This is a genomic window from Streptomyces sp. NPDC047853 (assembly GCF_043204535.1).
Lineage (GTDB): Bacteria > Actinomycetota > Actinomycetes > Streptomycetales > Streptomycetaceae > Streptomyces.
Window position 1 is genome coordinate 245,739 of the sequence record NZ_JBIDCI010000012.1, and the last position, 22,158, is coordinate 267,896.

Consider the following 22,158-nt stretch of genomic DNA (forward strand, 5'->3'; position numbering starts at 1 on the left):
CGCGGCCCGGCTACAGCAGGTCCTCGAACTCGTCGATCTCCTCCTGAGTGATCTCCTCCAGTGCCACGTCCGACGGGGTCAGCCCGCCCGCCTCCGGGGTCTCGGCGTGCCGGACCAGGGCCCGAAGCGCCTCGAACCACAGTCGGCCGAGTTCCATGACGGAGTCGTCCGCCACCAGGCGCTGGGCCCAGGTCCAGCCGGCCACCAGCCGGCCGCCCTCGGGGCCGTCGGCGGTGTGGGCGTTCAGCTCGACCACGTGCGACAGCGGAGCGGTGTCCGCCTCACCGGCCGGGCCCGCCACTCCTGGTTCGGGGGCCCAGACGGCGTCCTCGGCGCCGTCGGTCGCGAACCGCCCCAGGTAGTTGAAGCCGAGCTGGGGCCGTTGCCCGGCGGCGAGCCGCTGCCCGGTGACCGGGTTGAGGTAGCGCAGGAGGCCGTATCCCATGCCCGAGCCGGGCACGGCACGCAGCTGCTCCTTGATCCGCTTGAGTACCGTGCCCGCGGCCGGACCGCCCGCCCGGGCGTCCGCCCGGTCGTAGGCGCCGGGGGCGAGCCGTACGGGATACATGCTGGTGAACCAGCCGACGGTGCGCGACAGGTCGGCGCCCTCCACGGTCTCCTCGACCCGTCCGTGGCCCTCCAGGTCGACCAGGAACGACGTCTGCCCCTCCCGGCCGCGCCACTCGTCGAGGGCCCAGGCGAACGCCGCCAGCAGCACGTCGTTCACGCCGACGTTGAAGACGGCGGGCACTCTGGTCAGCAGCGGGACGGTCACGTCCTCCGGCAGGACCATCTCGACCCGGCCGGCGGTACGGTGCGTGTCCTGCTTGGGGTCCAGCGGCCCCGATCCGACGAACGGCTCCGGGGTGTTCAGAGCCCGGGCCCAGAAGTCGGCCTCCGCGACGCGGTCCGGTGTCCTGGCCGCGTCCCGCAACCCCAGGGCCCAGCGGCGCAGCGAGGTCCCCACCGGCTCGGGCCGGGGCTTCCCGCCCCGCTCCGCGGCCTCGTACGCCTCCTTCAGGTCGGGCAGCAGGATCCGCCACGACACCCCGTCGACCACCAGGTGGTTGACCACCAGCAGCAGCCTTCCGTGCTCTGCCGGCCCGCGGTCGAACCACACCGCCTGGAGCATGATCCCGTGTTCCGGGTCCAGTCGTTCCACGGCCGCCCGGGCCTCGGCCGTGTAGGTCCGCTCGAACCCGTCCGCGTCCCGCCCGGCCGCCTCCACCCGACGGGTCACCGACTCGGCGCGGATACCTCCGGGTTCCGCTACCTCGCAGCTCAGCGCCCCGGACTCGGGAGCCTCGGACACCCGCATGCGCAGCGCGTCATGGTGGTCGAGCAGTGCCTGCACCGCCGTGAGCAGCGGTTCCAGCCGCAGTCCCGCCGGCACCCGCAGCACGGTCGACTGGTTGAAGCGGTCGACGGCACCCCCGCGTTCGCGCAGCCAGTGCATGATCGGCGTCATCGGCAGCGGCCCCACACCGGCGCCCGGTTCCTCGGCCGCCACGGCCTCGGCGCCGTTCTCCAGGGCCGCGGCGAGGGCGGCCACGGTGCGGCGCTCGAAGACGTCCTTGGGCGACAGCACCAGCCCCGCCTTGCGGGCGCGGCTGACCAGCTGGATCGACATGATGCTGTCGCCGCCCAGATCGAAGAACCCGTCGTCGATCCCGACCTCCGCCACGCCGAGCACCTCCGCGAACAGCCGGGACAGCGTCTCCTCCCGCTCGGTGCGCGGCGCACGGCCGGCCTCCGTCGTGAACTCGGGCACCGGCAGCGCCGCGCGGTCGAGCTTGCCGACGGACGTCAACGGCAGGGCGTCCAGTTCCACGACGGCCCGCGGGACCATGTAGTCGGGCAGTGCCCCGGCCAGGTGGTCGCGGAGTGTGTCCGCGCCGCCGTCCGCGGCCGGCACGACGTACGCCACGAGCCGCTTGTCCCCGGGGCGGTCCTCGCGCACGACGACGGCGGCCTCGGTGACGGACGGATGCGCGGCGAACGCCGCCTCGATCTCGGCCAGTTCGATGCGGAAGCCGCGGACCTTGACCTGGCTGTCCGCCCGGCCGAGGAACTCCACACGGCCGGCGCCGTTCCAGCGGACCACGTCACCGGTGCGGTACATGCGCGCGCCCGGAGCACCGAAGGGGTCGGCGACGAACCGCTCGCCCGTCTGACCGGGCCGCCCCCAGTAGCCGCGGGCCAGCCCGGCACCCGCGATGTACAGCTCGCCCCGCACGCCCACCGGCACGGGACGCAGTCGCTCGTCCAGGACGTAGTGCCGTGTGTTGTCCATGGGCCCACCGATCGGGACGCCGGCGGACGCCGCGTCGACATCGGCCGCGGTGACCACATGGCAGGTCGAGAACGTCGTCGCCTCGGTCGGACCGTACACATGGACGACGCGGACGCCGGGGCAGTGTTCCATCACCCTGCGCATCGCACTCGCGGAGGCCAGGTCGCCACCCGTCCACACCTGCCGGACGTCCGCCAGGCACTCGGGGTGCTCCTGGGCGAGCACCCGGAAGAGACCCGTCGTCAGGAACAGGGCGGTGATCCGCTGTTCCACGATGATGCGGCTCAGCGTCTCGATGTCCAGGTCACCCGGTGGGGCGACCACGACCCGTCCGCCGCTCAGCAGGGGCGCCCACAGTTCGAACGTCGAACCGTCCCAGGCGTGCGGCGAGTGCAGCGGCACCCGGTCCACCACGCCGTCCAGCCAGCGCGAGTCCTCGGCCAGTGCCGTCACGTCGGCGTGGGTCGAGGCGACGCCCTTGGGCTCACCCGTGGACCCCGAGGTGAACATCACGTACGCGAGGCGGTCGGGCTGGATGTCCAGGCCGAGGCCGAGGCCGTCCCCGCCCCCTTCCGTGATGTCGACGGTGTCGGCGGTGTCGGCGGTCAGGAGGGGTATCGCCTGGCGCACCGACTCCGCCCGGGTACGCAGCGCGCGGTCGGTGAGCAGGACCTCGGCCCCGGTGCTGTCGAGGATCCAGCGCATCCGGTCGTCCGGGTAGGCCTCGCTCAGCGGCACGTACACGCCGCCCGCCTTGGCCACCGCCAGCAGTGCCACGACCAGGTCCACGGAGCGTTCCATGAGGACACCCGCCCGGGACTCCGGCCCCAGCCCGAGCCCGACGAGTCGGTGGGCGAGGAGGTTGGCCCGGCCGTTCAGCTCCGCGTATGTGACCTCGGCACCCTCACAGACGACAGCCACGGCGTCCGGCGTGCGAGCGACCTGAGCCTCGAAGCGGTCCGGCAGCGAGGCACGGGTCCGCTCCCGGCCCGGGACCTCGGTCGCGTTCCACTCGACGAGCGTCCGGCGAAGTTCCTCCTCGCCCTGTACGACCGTCTCCCCCACGGGCCGGCCGACGTCCGACACCAGGGCGTCGAGCACTCGTACCGTCCGTTCGGCCAGGACACGGACGGTGCCCTCCTCGAACAGATCGGTGCTGTAGTCGATCCGGCCGGCGTACCCGTCGACCGCGTCACCGAAGGAGAAGAGCAGGTCGAACTTGGCCGCGCCCAATGAGGCACCCGCGGCCGAGACCTCCAGCCCCGGCATCCCACCGACCGCGGAGAGTGCGCGCCGCTCCTCGTCGTCGTTCCAGCTGAGCGCCGTCTGGAAGAGGGGGTGGCGGCTGGTGGAGCGTTCGGGGTTGACGGCTTCGACGAGGCGTTCGAAGGGGATGTCCTGGTGGGCGTAGGCGGCGAGGTCGGTTTCGCGTACGCGGGCGAGGAGTTCGGTGAAGGTGGGATTGCCGGTGAGGTCGGTGCGCAGGACGAGGGTGTTGACGAAGAACCCGACCAGGTCCTCGACGGCGTCGTCCGTCCGGCCCGCGATGGGCGAGCCGATCGGGATGTCGGTGCCCGCACCCAGCCGTGACAGGAGGACGGCGAGGGCGGCCTGGAGGACCATGAAGGTGCTGGCCTGTTCCTGCCGGGCCAGGGTCTCGATGCGTTTGCGCAGGTCGGTGGGGATGGTGAAGGTGACGGTGCCGCCCTGGTGGGACGGGGTGGCGGGCCGGGGTCGGTCGGTGGGGAGGTCCAGTTCGGCCGGGAGGCCGGCCAGGGTCTGCGTCCAGTAGGCGAGTTGCTTGCTCAGGACGGAGTCGGGGTCGTCCTCGGTGCCCAGGACGTCGCGCTGCCAGAGGGTGTGGTCGGCGTACTGCACCGGCAGCGGTGTCCAGGCAGGCGCCTGGCCGGTGGTGCGGGCGCTGTAGGCGAGGGTCAGGTCCCGGGCGAGCGGGGTGAGGGACCAGCCGTCGGCGGCGATGTGGTGCACGACCAGCAGCAGGACGTGCTCGGTCTCGTCGAGGCGGAACAGGGTGGTGCGCAGGGGCAGGTCGCGGGTGAGGTCGAAGCCCCGGGCGGCCGTGGTGGCCACGGCGGCGTCGAGGTCGGTCTCGGTGACGTCCCGTACCTCGAAGAGCGGGGTGGCCCGGTCGAGGGTGAGGATGACCTGGTGGGCGCCGTGGTCGTCCTGGGCGTAGAGGGTGCGCAGGGCTTCGTGGCGCGCGGTGACGTCGGTGAGGGCGGTGCGCAGGGCGTCCTGGTCGAGGGTGCCGGTCAGGCGCAGGGCGACGGGGATGTTGTAGAGGGCGCTGCCGGGCTCGTACTGGTGCAGGAACCACAGCCGCTGCTGCGCGTACGACAACGGCACCCGCTCCGGACGCACCGCCCGCGCCACCACCGGCGTACGCGCTGACACGGCCTGCCCGAGCAACGCCGCCAGGCCCGACACCGACGGCGTCTCGAACAGAGCCCGCACCGACAGCTCCACCCCCAGCGCCGTACGGATACGCGACACCAGCCGCGTCGCCAGCAACGAGTGACCACCCAGGTCGAAGAAACTGTCGTCGATGCCGACCCGCTCCAGGCCGAGGATGTCGGCGAAGAGGTGGCAGAGGACTTCCTCGTGCGGGGTGCGGGGTGCGCGGGAGGAGGCGGTTGCGGTGTCGCGGTCGGGGTCGGGCAGCGCCTTGCGGTCGAGTTTGCCGTTCGCGGTGAGCGGGATGGCGTCGAGCGGGACGAACGCTGCGGGGATCATGTAGGCGGGCAGGGTCTGGGTGAGGTGGGTGCGCAGTTCGTCGGATGTGACCGGTTGGCCGGTGGTGTAGGCGATGAGGCGGTCGTCGCGGACGATGACGGCTGCCTGGGTGACGGCGGGGTGCTGGGCCAGGCAGGTCTGGATCTCGCCGAGTTCGATCCGGAAACCACGGACCTTGACCTGGTCGTCGGCCCGTCCCAGGTACTCCAGTTCCCCGTCCGCGTGGCGGCGGGCCAGGTCACCCGTGCGGTACATACGGGTCCCCGGAGCGCCGTAGGGGTCGGCGACGAACCGCTCGGCGGTGAGCGCGGGCCGGTTGAGGTAACCGCGGGCCAGACCCGGGCCGGCGACATACATCTCACCGGTCACACCTGCGGGTACCGGTTGCAGGGCGTTGTCCAGGACGTACAGACGCAGATCGGGGATGGGTGCACCGATCAGGGAGGCGCCCTGCCCCGCTACGGTCGCGACGTCTAGGGCCCGGTGGGTGACGTGCACGGTCGTCTCGGTGATGCCGTACATGTTGACCAGGCGGGGTCCGCCCGCCGGCTCCGGGTGGCGTGCGTACCAGGCGGTCAGGCGTCCCAGGTCCAGGGCCTCACCACCGAAGACCACATGGCGCAGGGCCAGTCCGTCACCCAGGCCCGGGCTCTCCTGGTCGGCCTGCATCAGTTGGTAGAACGCCGACGGCGTCTGGTTGAGGACCGTCACGCCCTCTTCAGCGAGCAGGGCCAGGAAGTCGGCAGGGCTGCGGGAGACCGTGAACGGCACGACGACCAGCCGGCCGCCGTACAGCAGCGGGCCCCACAGCTCCCACACGGAGAAGTCGAAGGCGTAGGAGTGGAACAGTGTCCACACGTCATCGGCACCGAAGCCGAACCAGCTCTCGGTCTGGGTGAACAGGCGCACCACCTGCCCGTGCGAGACGACCACACCCTTGGGGCGGCCCGTCGAGCCCGACGTGTAGATCACATACGCCGGATGCTCCGCCCGCACCACCACGTCCGCCAGAGCGTCAGCAGACCGGCCCGCCAGATCGGCGACCGTCGCCGGATCGTCCAGCAGGACGGTGTCCACGTCGCCCACCTGCTCGGGCAGGGACTCGCGCGTCGTGACCAGCAGGGCTGGGGCTGCGTCGCCCAGGACGTACGCGATCCGCTCGGCCGGATACGACGGGTCCACCGGCACATACCCGGCCCCCGCCTTCACCACCGCCAGCAACGCCACCACCAGATCGACCGACCGCTCCAGCGCCACCGCGACCAGCCGCTCAGCACCCGCACCCCGCTCCACCAGCAACCGCGCCAAACGATTCGCCCGGCCATCCAACTCCCCATAAGACAGGGACACACCGTCACACGAGACGGCCACCGCACCCGGCGACAACGCCACCTGCCGCGCGAACCACGACACCAACGTCACCCCCGCATCAACCGGGACCACGGAGGCGCCAGCAGCAGGCGCGGCCACAAGCTCAGCCCGCTCCCCCGGCAGCAACACCTCCACCCGACCCACCGGCAGCGAAGGCTCACCCACCACAGCCCCCAACACCCGCACGAACCGCTCCGCCAGCAACTCCACCGACGCACGGTCGAACAGGTCGACGCTGTACTCGACCTCTCCCGACAGTCCTCCGGCGTTGCCCTTGGCGTCGCGGGCCGCCGAGACGTGGAAGACGAGGTCGAACTTGGCCGCTCCGGTGGAGGCGCGCTCGGTCGTCACCGTCAGGTCGGGGAGCTGGGCCACTGTGTCGAGTGCCGCGCTCTCCTCGTCGTTGTTCCACTCCAGGACCGTCTGGAAGAGAGGGTGACGGGAAGGGGAACGCTCGGGATTGACGGCTTCGACGAGGCGTTCGAACGGGATGTCCTGGTGCGCGTAGGCGGTCAGGTCGGTCTCCCGCACCCGGGCCAGAAGCTCCGTGAAGGTGGGGTTGCCGGACAGGTCGGTGCGCAGGACGAGGGTGTTGACGAAGAACCCGACCAGGTCCTCGACGGCGTCGTCCGTCCGCCCCGCGATCGGCGAGCCGATCGGGATGTCCGTACCCGCACCCAGGCGGGAGAGGAGCACGGCCAGCGCCGCCTGCACGACCATGAAACCGCTGCAGTCGTGGGCGCGCGCCAGTTCCTCGAGGCGCTGGTGCAGCTCGGCCGGGACGCTCAACGGCACGGAGTCGCCCCGGTGCGAGGGGGCCGAGGGGCGGGGGCGGTCGACGGGCAGGTCCAGTTCGGCGGGCAGTCCCGCCAGTTCACGCTTCCAGTGCGCGAGTTGACGGGAGGCGGTCGACTCGGCGTCGTCCTCGGCGCCCAGTACCTCACGCTGCCACAGCGTGTAGTCGGCGTACTGCACCGGCAGCGGTGTCCAGGACGGTTCGCGTCCGGCGACCCGGGCCGCGTACGCCGTGGTCAGGTCCCGGGCCAGCGGGCCCATGGACCAGCCGTCGCCCGCGATGTGGTGGAGCAGCACGAGCAGGACGTGCTCCTCGGGCGCCAGCTCGAACAGCCACGCCTTGAGGGGGATCTCCTCGGCGAGGTCGAAGCCCTGCCGGGCCTTGTCGGTGAGGCGGTCCCGCAGGTCGTCCGGCTCGATCCGCTCGACGGGGAGGTCGGGGCGGGCCCGGTCCGGGGAGAGCACCGTCTGGTGGACGTCGTTGGCCTCCCCCGTGAAGACGGTACGGAGGGACTCGTGGCGTTCCACCACGTCCGCGAGCGCCGTCTTCAGGGCGTTCCGGTCCAGGGTGCCGGTGAGGCGGAGGGCGGTGGGCAGGTTGTAGGTGGGGCTCGGGCCCTCGAAGCGGTCGAGGAACCAGAGGCGTTGCTGCGCGAAGGACAGGGGGACGTGTGCAGGGCGCGGTCCGGCGGTCAGCGGGACGCCGGCCCGTTCCGCGGAGGTGAGCACGGCGGCCAGGCCCGCGACCGTCGGGTGTTCGAAGAGCCGGCGGACCGGGATCTCGGCCCCGAAGGTGGTGCGCACCCGGTTCACGAGGCGGGTGGCGAGCAGGGAGTGTCCGCCCAGGTCGAAGAAGCTGTCGTCGATGCCGGGCACGGCGACGCCGAGGACCTCGGCGAACAGCCCGCACAGGATCTCCTCCTGCGGGGAACGCGGCCTGCGACCCGCGGTGGCACCACCCCGTTCGGGGGCGGGGAGGCCCTTGCGGTCGACCTTGCCGTTCGCGGTGAGCGGGAGCGCGTCGAGCTCCACGAACGCCGACGGGACCATGTGGGCGGGCAGGGCCGCGGACACGTGGGCGCGCAGGGCGGCGGTGTCGACGACCGCGTCGGGGCCCGGGACCACGTAGGCGACCAGTCGGCGGTCTCCGGGGCGGTCCTCACGGACCATGACGAAGGCGTCGGCGACCTGCGCCGCGGTGGTCAGCGTGGCGCGCACCTCGCCGAGTTCGATGCGGAAGCCGCGGACCTTGACCTGGTCGTCGACGCGGCCCTGGTACTCCAGTTCTCCCTGCGCGGTCCGCCGTGCCAGGTCTCCCGTGCGGTACATGCGGGAGCCGGCCGGTCCGTGGGGGTCGGCGACGAAGCGTTCCGCGGTCGGGCCCGGGCGTCCGAGGTAGCCGCGGGCGAGGCCGGCGCCCGCGAGGTACAGCTCACCCGTGACCCCGTCGGGGACCGGGCGCAACGCGGAGTCGAGGACGTACGTACGGGAGTTGGTGATCGGTGCGCCGATCGCGGGAGTGACCCGGCCGGTGAGCGGGGTGCTGATCGTCGCGCAGACCGTCGCCTCCGTCGGTCCGTACGCGTTGAGCATGCGCCGGCCGCGCGACCACTGTTCGACGAGGTCGGGCGGGCAGCTCTCGCCCGCGACGACCAGGGTCGTGACGGTACGCATGGCGTTCTCGGGGAGCGAGGGCAGGGCGGACGGCGGCAGGGTCACGTGGGTGATCCGCTGCTCGTCGAGCAGGGCGGCCAGCGGCGCCCCCGGCATCAGTCGTTCCTGCGGGGCCAGGACGAGGCAGGCACCTGCCAGGAGCGCCATGCAGATCTCGGAGACGGACGCGTCGAAACTCGGCGAGGCGAACTGCAGGACCCTGCTGTCCGCCTCGACGCCGAACGCCTCGATCTGCGCGGCGGCGAGGCTGGGCAGGCCGCCGTGGGTGACGACCACGCCCTTGGGGCGGCCGGTCGAGCCGGAGGTGTAGATGAGGTAGGCCGGGTTGCCCGGTCGGGCGGCCCGGTCCGGTGAGGTCGGGTGACCGTGCGCGGCCGGGGTCTGTCCCAGGTCGTCCACCAGGACGCGGGGCAGCTCGGACACGGCTGTGCCGGAGGTGCCGGCCGCCTCGCCCGCACCGTCGCCGACGGTCCCGGCGATCGTGGCCAGGCGCTCGCCCAGCATGCGGGTGGTGACCAGCGCGCCGGGCGCCGCGTCGCGCAGGATGTAGACGATGCGATCCGCGGGGTAGTCGGGGTCGACCGGCAGGTAGGCCGCCCCGGTCTTCATGACGGCCAGGATCGCGACGACGAGTTCGGCGCCCCGGGGCAGGGAGACGGCGGCGATCCGCTCGGGGCCCAGTCCCGCCGCGCCGAGCCGACCGGCCAGCCGGTCGGATGCCTCGTCGAGCTGGGCGTACGTCAGCACGGTGCCCTCGTGGGCGACGGCGGGCGCGTCCGGGGTGTCGCGGGCGCGGGTGCGGAAGAGATCCGGCAACGTCGCGTCGGGCAGGGCGCGGGTCGGCCCACTCGCCAGGGCGAGGAACCGGTCGCGCGGTGCGGGTGCGGGCAGGTCCACGCGTCCGACCGGGCGGTCCGGGCGGTGGGCGAGGTCGCGGAGCACGTCCAGGAACCGGTCGGCGGCCGACCGTGCGCCGCGCTCGTCGAACAGGTCGGGCCGGTGATCGAGGCGGAACGCCAGGCGCGGCCCGGGTACGGCGACGAGCGCGAGGGCGTAGTGCGTGGCGTCCCGGTTCGTGGCCCCGGTCAGCGTCAGGCCCGAGCGCCCCGCCAGCGCGCCCAGGGCGTCGGCGTCCAACGGGTAGCTCTCGAAGACCATGGAGGTGTCGAACAGCTCCCCCAGGCCGGTGAGCTGCTGGATCTCGGTGAGGCCCAGGTACTGGTGGTCGAGCAGGGCCGTCTGCTCCCGTTGCAGCCGGCCGGCGAACGCGGCGGCCGTCTCCCACGGGTTGATCCGGGTACGCAGCGGGATGGTGTTGATGAAGAGCCCGGCCATGTCCTCGGCGCCGTCCAGATCGGCCGGACGGCCGGAGACGGTGACACCGAAGACGACGTCGTCCCGCCCGGTGAGCCGGCCGACGACGATCGCCCAGGCCGCCTCGACCAGCGTGTTGAGGGTGACACCGGACGACCGGGCCTGTGCGGCGAGGGCCGCCGTGTCCTCCTCGCCGAGGGTGAACTCCAGCCGTGCGGGGGCGAGCGGGGCCCTCCCCGACGCCACCGGAGCCACCCGGCTCGGTTCGTCGAGCCCGGCCAGCGCCTCCTGCCAGGCGGCTCGGGCGGCGTGCCGGTCCCGGCCGGCCAGGTGTGCCAGGTAGTCCCGGTACGGCCGGACCCGTGGCAGGCCGGCGGCGCCGGTGTCCCGGTCGGTCCGCCGCGCGTACAGGGCGAGCAGTTCCCGTACGAGCACGGGTGAGGACCAGCCGTCGAGGATGATGTGGTGGTTCGTCAGGACGAGGCGCCACTGCTCCGCGCCGAGTCGCAGCAGCACGTAGCGCAGCAGCGGGGGCCGGTCCAGGTCGAACCGGGTGCCGTACTCCTCTTCGAGGACGCGGGCCGCCGCGGCCTCCCGGTCCGGCTCGTCCGCCCCGGTCAGGTCGACTTCCCGCCACGGCAGCGGCGGATCGCTCACCACGACCTGCACGGCGTGCCCGGAAGCCGTCCTGCGGAACGACGAACGCAGGGCGCTGTGCCGCCCCAGCACCTCCCGCGCGGCCTCGCGCAGGGCGTCGGCGTCGAGGACGCCTTCGATGTCGACGGCCAGCTGGGCCGTGTAGATGTCGGGGGCCGAGTCGTCGTAGGCGCTGTGGAAGAACAGCCCTTCCTGCAAGGGGGACAGCGGCAGCACGTCTTCCAGTACCTGGGGCTGAGCTGCCTGTGCTGCCTGTGCTGCCTGTGCCTCCAGCGTTTCGATCTCGGGCTGCGTGATGCCCGTCAGGAGCACGTCGGACGGGGTCAGACCGCCCGCTCCGGGGGTCCGGCTGTGCTCGGCCGTCGCTTCCAGCGCCCGGAACCAGCCCTCGGCCAGGTCCCGCACACTCGCTTCGTCCAGCAACTCACCGGCCCAGGTCCAGGAGGCGACCAGTTCGGGACCGTGCTCGCCGTCGTGCGTGGCGGCGTTGACCTCGACCGTGTGTGCCAGGGCGAGTCGGGGGTCCTCGATCGCACCGGCCAACGGAACGGCCGTCCAGTCCGTGGCCTCGGCACTGCCCTCCGGGGCCGCGCCGGCGATCCGGCCCAGGTAGTTGAACCCGATCTGGGGCCGTACCCGGCCCAGCTCGGTGTCGGATGCCGTTCCCGGGACGAGGTGACGCAGAAGCCCGAAGCCGAGACCCTTGTCGGGGACGGCACGCAGCTGTTCCTTGACGCGCTTCAGCACCGTACCCGGGTCGGACGCGCCGTTCCGCCCGTCCCCGGGTGCCAGCCGCACCGGGTGGATGCTGGTGAACCAGCCGACCGTGCGCGACAGTTCGGCGCCGGGTGCGGCTTCCTCCACCCGGCCGTGCCCTTCCAGGTCAAGGAGCACGTCATCGGCCGCGGGAACGCCGTGTTCGCTCCGCCATCTGGTCACCGCGGTCGCGAAGGCCGCGAGCAGCACCTCGTCGGCGCCGGCCCGGAACAGCGCGGGCGTCACACCCAGCAGGGTGCGCGTGACCTCGGAGGACAGCCACAGTTCGAGGGTGCGCGCGGTGGCGAAGGTGTCGCGCGCCGGGTCCAGGGGACGGTCGCCGAGCAGCGGGTCGTGTCCGGCCAGGGTCCGCTCCCACAGAGGTCGCTCCCCCTCCCGCCCCGGTGCGGCCTCGGTCAGCCTGCGGGCCCAGCTTCGGAACGAGGTGCCCACCTGCCCCAGTACGGGCTCGCGTCCCTCCGAGAGCGCCTGCCACGCCTCCTCCAGGTCCTGCACGAGGATGCGCCAGGACACGCCGTCCACCGCGATGTGGTGGACGACCAGCAGGAGTCGTCCCTGAAGTTCCCGGCCACGGTCGAACCAGACCGCCCGGACCAGGGCACCGGAGGCCGGGTCGAGCGCTCGCCGCGCCCGCTCCCCCTCCGCCCGCATCAGGTCCTCCAGCGCCTGACCGTCCACCTCGGACGCGTCCACCCGGCTCAGGACCGCGTCCCCGGAGGGCACGCGCCCGACGTCCAGCGCTTCGAGCGTCCACGCGTCGTCCGTGCGCAGCCGAAGACGCAGTGCGTCATGGCGGTCGAGCAGCTTCTGTACGGCGATGGCCAGTCGTTCGCGATCAGCCCGGGCCGGTACGCGCACCACGACGGCCTGGTTGAACTGGTCGACGGGCCCCCCGCGTCCGGCGAGCCAGTGCATGACGGGCGTGAGAGGCACGGCACCGATGCCGGCGCTGTCCTCTTCGGCGGCGGCACCGCCCTGCGGGTCGTCCACGGCGACGAGCGGCGCGAGCGCCTCGACCGTCTTGTGCTCGAAGACGTCCCGAGCCGACAGGCTCAGTCCGGCTCGACGGACCCGGCTGATCAGCTGGATCGACATGATGCTGTCGCCGCCGAGGTCGAAGAAGCTGTCGTCGATGCCGACCCGCTCCAGGCCGAGGATGTCGGCGAAGAGGTGGCAGAGGACTTCCTCGTGGGGGGTGCGGGGGGCGCGGAAGGATGCGGTGGTGGTGTCGCGGTCGGGGTCGGGGAGGGCCCTGCGGTCGAGTTTGCCGTTCGCGGTGAGCGGGATGGCGTCGAGCGGGACGAACGCTGCGGGGATCATGTAGGCGGGCAGGGTCTGGGTGAGGTGGGTACGCAACTCGTCGGCGGGGACTGTGTCCCCTGTGGTGTAGGCGATGAGGCGGTCGTCGCGGACGATGACGGCTGCCTGGGCGACGGCGGGGTGCTGGGCCAGGCAGGTCTGGATCTCGCCGAGTTCGATACGGAAGCCGCGGACCTTGACCTGGTCGTCGGCCCGTCCCAGGTACTCCAGTTCCCCGTCCGCGTGGCGGCGGGCCAGGTCACCCGTGCGGTACATACGGGTCCCCGGAGCGCCGTAGGGGTCGGCGACGAACCGCTCGGCGGTGAGCGCGGGCCGGTTGAGGTAGCCGCGGGCCAGACCGGCACCTGCGACATACATTTCACCGGTCACACCTGCGGGTACGGGTTGCAGGGCGTTGTCCAGGACGTACAGACGCAGGTCCGGGATGGGTTCACCGATCAGGGACGCTGCCTGTCCGGCGACTGTGTCCGCGTCCAGGCCGCGGTGAGTGACGTGCACGGTCGTCTCGGTGATGCCGTACATGTTGACCAGGCGGGGTCCGCCCGCCGGCTCCGGGTGGCGTGCGTACCAGGCGGTCAGGCGACCCAGGTCCAGGGCCTCACCGCCGAAGACCACATGGCGCAGGGCCAGTCCGTCACCCAGGCCGGGGTTCTCCTGGTCGGCCTGCATGAGCTGGTAGAACGCCGACGGCGTCTGGTTGAGGACCGTCACGCCCTCTTCAGCGAGCAGGGCCAGGAAGTCGGCAGGGCTGCGGGACACCGTGAACGGCACGACGACCAGCCGGCCGCCGTACAGCAGCGGACCCCACAGCTCCCACACGGAGAAGTCGAAGGCGTAGGAGTGGAACAGTGTCCACACGTCATCGGCACCGAAGCCGAACCAGCTCTCGGTCTGGGTGAACAGGCGCACCACCTGCCCGTGCGAGACGACCACACCCTTGGGGCGGCCCGTCGAACCCGACGTGTAGATCACATACGCCGGATGCTCCGCCCGCACCACCACGTCCGCCAGAGCATCAGCGGACCGGCCCGCCAGATCAGCGACCGTCGCCGGATCATCCAGCAACACGGTCGGAACATCCTGGGCAGCAGGCAGGGCCTCACGCGTCGTCACCAGCAGCGCCGGGGCCGCATCGCCCAGGACGTAGGCGATCCGCTCGGCCGGATACGACGGGTCCACCGGCACATACCCGGCCCCCGCCTTCACCACCGCCAGCAACGCCACCACCAGATCGACCGACCGCTCCAGCGCCACCGCGACCAGCCGCTCAGCACCCGCACCCCGCTCGACCAGCAACCGCGCCAGACGATTCGCCCGGCCGTCCAACTCCCCATAGGAAAGCGACACACCGTCACACGACACGGCCACCGCACCCGGCGACGACGCCGCCTGCCGCGCGAACCACGACACCAACGTCACCCCCGCATCCACCGGGAGCGCGGAGCCACTCGCCGCAGGCGCGGCCACAAGCTCAGCCCGCTCCCCCGGCAGCAACACCTCCACCCGCCCCACCGGCAGTGAGGGATCACCCACCACAGCCCCCAACACCCGCACGAACCGCTCCGCCAGCAACTCCACCGACGCACGGTCGAACAGGTCGACGCTGTACTCCACTTCACCGCCACTGAGGCCGGAGATCTGGAAGACGAGGTCGAACTTCGCCGCTCCCGAGACCGCACGCTCGTGCTCGACGCTCAGACCGGGCATCTCGGTGGACTCGAGAAGAGCCCGTCGCTCAACTTCGTCACTCCAGTTCAGAACCGTCTGGAAGAGGGGGTGACGGCTGGCGGAGCGCTCCGGGTTGAGGTGGTGAACGAGCCGCTCGAAGGGGATGTCCTGGTGGGCGTAGGCCGCGAGGTCAGTCTCCCGCACCCGGGCCAGAAGCTCCGTGAACGTGGGGTTGCCGGTGAGGTCGGTGCGCAGGACGAGGGTGTTGACGAAGAACCCGACCAGGTCCTCGACGGCGTCGTCCGTCCGGCCCGCGATGGGCGAGCCGATCGGGATGTCGGTGCCCGCACCCAGCCGTGACAGGAGCACGGCCAGGGCAGCCTGGAGAACCATGAAGGTGCTGGCCTGTTCCTGCCGGGCCAGGGTCTCGATGCGGTCACGCAGGTCGGCGGGGATGGTGAAGGTGACGGTGCCGCCCTGGTGGGACGGGCTCGCGGGGCGAGGCCGGTCGGTGGGCAGGTCCAGTTCTGCCGGAAGGCCCGACAGCGCCTGCTCCCAGTAGGCGAGTTGCTTGCTCAGGACGGAGTCGGGGTCGTCCTCGCTGCCCAGGACATCGCGTTGCCAGAGGGTGTGGTCGGCGTACTGCACCGGCAGCGGTGTCCAGGCAGGCGCCTGCCCGGTGGCGCGGGCGCTGTAGGCGAGGGTCAGGTCCCGGGCGAGGGGTGCGAAGGAGCCCTCGTCGGCGGCGATGTGGTGGACCAGGAGCAGCAGGACGTGCTCGGTCTCACCGAGGCGGAACAGGGTGGTGCGCAGCGGCAGGTCACGGGTCAGATCGAAGGCGTGACCCGCCGCGTCCGCCAGCGCGCCCACGAGGCCCTCACTCGCTACAGCACACACCTCGAAGACCGGGGCGACCTCGTCCGCCGGACGGATCTCCTGATACGCACCCCCGCTGGCGTCGATGATGATCGTGCGCAGGCTCTCGTGGCGTGCGGTGACGTCGGTGAGGGCGGCGCGCAGGGCATCCTGGTCCAGGGTGCCGGTCAGGCGCAGCGCGATGGGAATGTTGTAGGTGGCGTTGGGGCCTTCGAGCTTGTGCAGGAACCACTGCCCCTGCTGCGCCGGCGACAACGGCACCCGCTCAGGACGAGGCTGGGAGGTGACCCCGGCACGGGCGCGCCCCGCACGGGACAACGACTCGGCAAGCACAGCCACCGACGGGGCCTCGAACAGGGCCCGGACAGAGAGTTCGGCGTCGAGGGTGGTGCGGATGCGGGCGACGAGCCGGGTGGCGAGCAGGGAGTGTCCGCCCAGGTCGAAGAAGCTGTCGTCGATACCGACCCGCTCCAGGCCCAGGACGTCCGCGAAAAGATGGCAGAGGATCTCTTCCCGGTCGTCGCGCGGTCCGCGCCCCGACGTCTCCACACCGTCGAACTGCGGCGTGGGCAGGGCCTTGCGGTCCAGCTTCCCGTTCGCCGTCAACGGCAGCACATCGAGCGTCACGAACGCCGACGGCACCATGTACGCGGGCAGCGACTGCGCGAGATGCCGGCGCAGCTCCTCCGCCGAGACCGGACCACCCGTGGTGTACGCGATGAGCCGCTCGTCCCGCACGATGACGGCTGCACGTGCGACCGTCGGGTGGGTGGTGAGCAGCGTTTCGATCTCGCCGAGTTCGATGCGGTGACCGCGGACCTTGACCTGGTCGTCCGCACGCCGCAGGTAGGTGAGATGGCCCTCCGGGGTCCAGCGGACCACGTCACCCGTCCGATACATGCGCGTCCCCGCCGGACCGTAGGGATCGGCGACGAAGCGCTCCGCGGTCAGACCGGGGCGCAACTGGTACCCCCGGGCCACACCCTCACCCGCGATGTACAGCTCACCCGGCACACCCACCGGGACCGGCTGCAAATGAGCGTCCAGGACATACACCCGGGTATTCGCCATCGGCTGCCCGATGGTCACCGGCGCACCCGCGCTCAGCGCCGTCGCGGTGGACCAGATCGTCGTCTCGGTGGGCCCGTACACGTTGGTGACCTGAGCAGCCACCTCCGTGAGCCGCTCGGCGAGATCGACGGGCAAAGCCTCACCACCCACCAGAACCCGCACACCAGCCAGCGCAGCAGCCGCACCCGCGTCATCGACCACCGACCGCCACAAGCTCGGCGTCGCCTGCATCACCGTGACCCGCTTCCCGGTCAGCAGCGCACGCAGCTGCTCGGGATCGTGCACCACACCCGCCGGAGCCACGACCACGGCCGCCCCGGCGGTCAGCGGAGCGAACAGCTCCAGCCCGGCGATGTCGAACCCGACGGTGGTCACCGCCAGCAACCGGTCCCCACCCGCCAGCGGAATACGCCCCCGCATGTCGGTGAGCAGGTTCGCCAGCGCGCCGCGCGAGACGACGACACCCTTGGGACGCCCCGTCGACCCCGACGTGTACAACACATACGCGGCCAGCGCAGGATCAACCGCTACAGGCAGCGAGGTCCCCGCAGCCGGCTCCCGCTCCCACGCCCCCGCCAGCCACTCCTCGTCGATGACCAGGACCGGCCGGGTCTCCTCCCGCATGAACGCCAGCCGCTCCGCAGGGAAGTCGGCATCCAGCGGCAGATACGCACTGCCCGTCTTCAGCACCGCCAGCAGCACGATCACCAGGTCCGCCGAACGCGGCAGCATCACCGCCGCATACCGCTCCGGACCCACCCCCGCCTCCACCAGCAACCGCGCCAGCCGCTCACTGCGCGCCTCCAGCTCGGCGTAGGACACGGTCACCCCACCGAACACGACCGCCGCCGCCTCCGGCACCCGGGCCACCCGCGCCCGGACACACGCCACCACATCCCCAGCGTCCACGTCCGCACCCGCGTCCACCGACCGGGTGTCGTTCCACTCCTCCAGCACCCGCAGCCGCTCATCCTCCGCCAGCACACCCACCCGGCCCACCCGAGCCCCCGGCGCCGACACCACCGCCTCCAGCACCCGCACGAACCGCTCGGACACCCGTTCCGCGAGGTCGAGGGCGACCAGGTCGGGGCGGAAGTCGAGCCGGAAGCTCAGGCCCTCTCCACCGGTGCCGGGGAGGGCTGCCAGGCTCAGGGCGTAGTGCGTGCCGCCGCGGATCTCGGCGTCGCCGAGGGTCAGGCCGGCGCGCGCGGCGCCGGTGCGGACGGCCTCGTGGTCGAGGGGGAAGTTCTCGAACACCGTCAAGGTGTCGAAGAGTTCACCGAGGCCGATGGCACGCTGGAGGTCGGCGAGGCCGATGTGCTGGTGGTCGACCAGTTCGGCCTGTTCGTCCTGGAGGCGTCGCAGGAGTCCGGTGACGGTCTCCGACGGACGCAGCGTGACGCGCAGCGGCAGGGTGTTGACGAAGAGGCCCACCATGTCGTCCGCGCCGTCGAGGTCGGCCGGTCTGCCTGCGACCGTCACTCCGAACACGACGTCGTCGCGGCCGGTGAGACGGGCGAGGAGCAGGGCCCAGGCGGTCTGCACCAGCGTGTTCGGGGTGACCCCGTGGGATCGTGCCGCCCGGGTGAGGGCGTGGGCCGTGTCGTCGGGCAGGGTGAAGCGGATGCGCTGCTGTGCCTCGGGGTCGGTTCCGGGACTGTCCGTTCCCAGTCGCACCGGTTCGTTCAGCCCGGCCAGGGCGGTGCGCCAGGCTTCGAGCGCCGCGTCGTGGTCGCGGGCGGCCAGCCAGTCGAGGTACTCGCGGTAGGGGCGGGCGTGGAGCGGTGCCGGGTGGGCGCCGTCGACCGTCTCGGCGTAGGCCTTCAGCAGGTCGCGGACGACGAGGGGCAGGGACCAGCCGTCGAGCACGATGTGATGGTTGGTGAGCACGAGCCGCCACTGGTCCGTGCCGAGCCTGACCACGGTGAACCTGATCAGGGGCGGCTCGGCCAGGTCGAAGCGGGTCCACCGTTCCCGGTCCAGCAGCTCCAGCCAGGCCTCGGCGCGTGCGTCGTCGGAGAGGTGCGTGAGGTCGGCCTCGTGCCAGGGGGTGGTGACGGTGTCGGATACCACGGCGACGGCTCGTCCGTCGGCGATCTGCCGGAAGCCGCTGCGCAGGCCGGGGTGGAGTGCGAGGACCGTGTCGGCGGCCCGATGCAGGGCCGGGACGTCGAGGGCGCCTTCCAGGGGGAGGACCAGCTGCGCGTTGTAGTAGTCGAGGGCCGCGGTGTCGAACTGGTTGTGGAAGAACAGGCCTTCCTGGAGCGGCGAGAGCGGGAGCACGTCCACGGCGCCCGGCACGGCGGCCTGCGCCTGGGCGATGTCCTCGGGTGTGAGCGCGTCGGCGGTCGCGGGGGCGTCCGTGGCGTCGGCGGCCGGTACTCGGTCCGTCGCGCCGCTCTCCGCGGCCAGGTCCGGGAGCAGGGCGAGTTCCGCCACGCTCCGGTGGCGGAACACGTCCCTGGCGGTGAGTCGCAGGCCGGCCCGGCGGGCGCGGCCGACCAGGCGGGTGGCCATGATGCTGTCGCCGCCGGAGGCGAAGAAGTCGTCGTCGATGCCGACCTCGGGCAGGCCGAGGACGTCGACGAAGAGCCCGCACAGCTCCGTTTCGCGGGGTGTGCGGGGCGCGCGCCGCGCGGTGTCGCCGGTGCCGTAGTCCGGCACCGGCAGGGCCTTGCGGTCCAGCTTGCCGTTCGGGGTCAGCGGCAGTTCCGGCAGCACGGCGAACGCGGCGGGGACCATGTAGTCGGGCAGCGAGGCGGCGAGGTGCGCGCGCAGCATCGCCGTGTCGGGTCCTTCGGCGGAGTCCGGGACGACGTAGGCGACCAGGCGCTGGTCGCCCGGGCGGTCCTCGCGTACGACGACGGCGGCCCGGCCGACCTGCGGGTGGCGCAGCAGTACGGATTCGATCTCGCCGAGTTCGATCCGGAAGCCGCGGAGTTTGACCTGGTCGTCCGCGCGCCGCTGGTACACGAGCCGGCCGTCGGGCGTCCAGCGGACCACGTCGCCGGTGCGGTACATGCGGGTGCCGGGCGCGCCGAAGGGGTCGGCGACGAAGCGTTCCGCGGTCAGCGCCGGGCGGTCGTGGTAGCCGCGGGCGAGTCCGGCGCCGGCGATGTACAGCTCGCCGGAGACGCCGGCGGGTACGGGGCGCAGGGCGTGGTCCAGGACGTAGACGCGGGTGTTGAGGACGGGGCGGCCGATGGAGACGGGGGCGTCGGCGGTGATGTCGCAGGCCGTGGACCAGACGGTCGTCTCGGTCGGCCCGTAGAGGTTGGTGACGGAGGCGGCGACGGTGGTGAGGGTGTGGGCCAGGGCCGTGGGGAGCGCTTCGCCGCCCACGAGGACGTGTACGTCGCCGAGCACGTCGCCGTGGTCGGCGGCCAGCGCGTGCCACAGGCTGGGGGTGGCCTGCATGACGGTGACGTGCTCGCGTGCGACGAGGGTGCGCAGGGCGTCCGGGTCGCGGACCTCGTCGCGGTCCGCCAGGACGACCGAGGCGCCGGTCAGCAGCGGCAGGTACAGCTCCAGTCCGGCGATGTCGAAGCCGATCGTGGTCACGGCCAGCCACCGGGCGGTGTCCGTGGTGCCGAGGCGGTGCACCATGGCGGTGAGGAAGTTGTCCAGTGCGCCGCGGGTGACGACGACGCCCTTGGGCCGCCCGGTGGAGCCCGAGGTGTAGATGATGTAGGCCGGGTGGTCGGGGCGGACCTCGGTGGCGCGTTCGCGCGGGTGCGGGTTGGCGGTGGGCATGGCGGCGCTGCGGGCCTGGTCGAGCAGGAGCAGCGGGGCCTGCGCCGTGGCGGGGATGCGGTCGGCGCAGTCCCCGGTGGTGAGCACCAGGGCGGGGCGTGCGTCGCCCAGGATGTAGGCGATGCGGTCGGCCGGGTACTCGAGGTCGACGGGGATGTAGGCGGCGCCCGTCTTGAGCACGGCGAGCAGGGCGACGACCAGGTCCGGGGAGCGCGGGACGGCGACGGCGACGTACTGTTCGGGTCCGATGCCGCGTTGCAGGAGGACGCGGGCCAGTTGGTTGGCGCGGGAGTTGAGTTCGCCGTAGGTCGTCCGGGTGGAACCGTGGACGAGGGCCGGGGCCTCGGGCGTCCGCTGGGCGCGCGCTTCGAACAGCTCGGGCAGGGAGCGGCCGGGGAGCGGGTGCGCGGTGTCGTTCCAGTCGGTGAGGATCCGTTCGCGTTCGGCCTCGTCGAGCAGGTCGGTGTCGCGGACCGGCCGGTCGGGGGCGGCGGCGAGGGCGGTGAGGAAGGCGACGAACCGTTCCTGGTGGGCCGCCAGTTCCGCCTCGGTGTACAGGGCGGGGTTGGCGTCGAACTCCAGGAGCACGCCGCTTCCCGGGGTCGCCGGGTCGCCGAAGGAGACCACGGACAGGTCCTTGACCGGGCCGGTCCACAGCGGGTGCATGACGGTGTCGTGGCCGCCGAAGCGGATCTCCCGGCCGAAGGACATGGCGTTGACGGTGACCGAGTGCAGGCCCCCGCTGCTGCCGGACAGGCCGAGGTCGCGGTGGAGGTCCTCGCTGCGGTAGCGCTGGTGCTTGAGTGCGCCGCCGACCCCTGCGGTGACCTGCCGCACGAGGTCGGTCAGGGTGGTGTCCGGGTCCAGGGTGAGGCGCAGCGGCAGCTCGTTGGCGAAGGCGGCCGGTGTGGTGAGCGCGCCCGCGGTGGTGCGGCCCGTGGTGGGCAGGCCGACGACCACGTCGTCGGCGCCGGTGAGGCGGTGCGTGTAGGCGGCCACGGCGGCGAGCAGTACGGAGGACCAGCGGCCCGCCGCGGCGAGCAGCGCCATGTGGTCGGCGGGCAGCCGGACGGTGCGCCGCAGGGCGATCGGGGACGGGTCGGCGGTCCGGCCGGTCAGCGGGGCGGGGTCGGGGGCGCCCGCGAGGGCGCCCCGCCAGTAGGCGCGGTCCTCGTCGTGCCGGGTCGAGGCGCGGTAGTCGTGGTCCTGGCCGACGAGTTCGGCCAGGGGACGGAACCGGGTGGGTGCGGGCTCACGGCCGGCCGCCAGCTCGGTGTAGACATGGGCGAGCCGACGGCAGTAGACGGCTTGCCCGTAGCCGTCGAGGACGATGTGGTGGTGGCGGAAGTAGAGCAGGGACCGGTTCTCGCCGGTGCGCAGGAGGGCGTGGGTGTAAAGCGGTCCCGTGCGCAGGTCGGAGGGGGCCGCCAGGTCGGCGTTCATCCAGGCGAGGGCGGCCGTGTCCGGGGCGGGTTCCGTGGTGAGGTCAAGGACGTGCACGGGGATGCCGTCGCCGACCGGTTCCACGGTCTGCCGGAGTTCGTCACCGTCCTCGTCGAAGCGCACGCGCAGCGCCTCGGTCTCGGCGACGGTACGGCGGACCGCCTCGGTCAGGACGCCGGCGTCCACGTGTCCGGCGATCTCGAAGTAGGTGGCGCAGTTGTACAGCGGGCTGTCGGGGGACAGTTGCTGAGCCACCCAGATTCCCGTCTGTGCGGCCGAAACAGCCCTGTGAACCGACCCATGCTCAGACACTGCGCACCTACCCACGTTCTCTTCGGTCTCCTTACGGGCTCTTCTGCTGCGGCACAGCGGGGCCCCCGGGCTGCCCGTGC

Annotated in this window: 1 protein-coding gene; it reads right to left on the reverse strand. The window is 72.3% G+C overall.

Annotation, left to right across the window (positions count from 1 at the left end):
• Positions 1-10: 10 nt before the first annotated feature.
• On the reverse strand, positions 11-22,093 hold the full coding sequence (locus ACGF5T_RS23330; protein WP_392889053.1) for a non-ribosomal peptide synthase/polyketide synthase: 22,083 nt from the start codon (positions 22,091-22,093) through the stop codon (positions 11-13).
• Between the last annotated feature and the right edge of the window lie 65 nt (positions 22,094-22,158).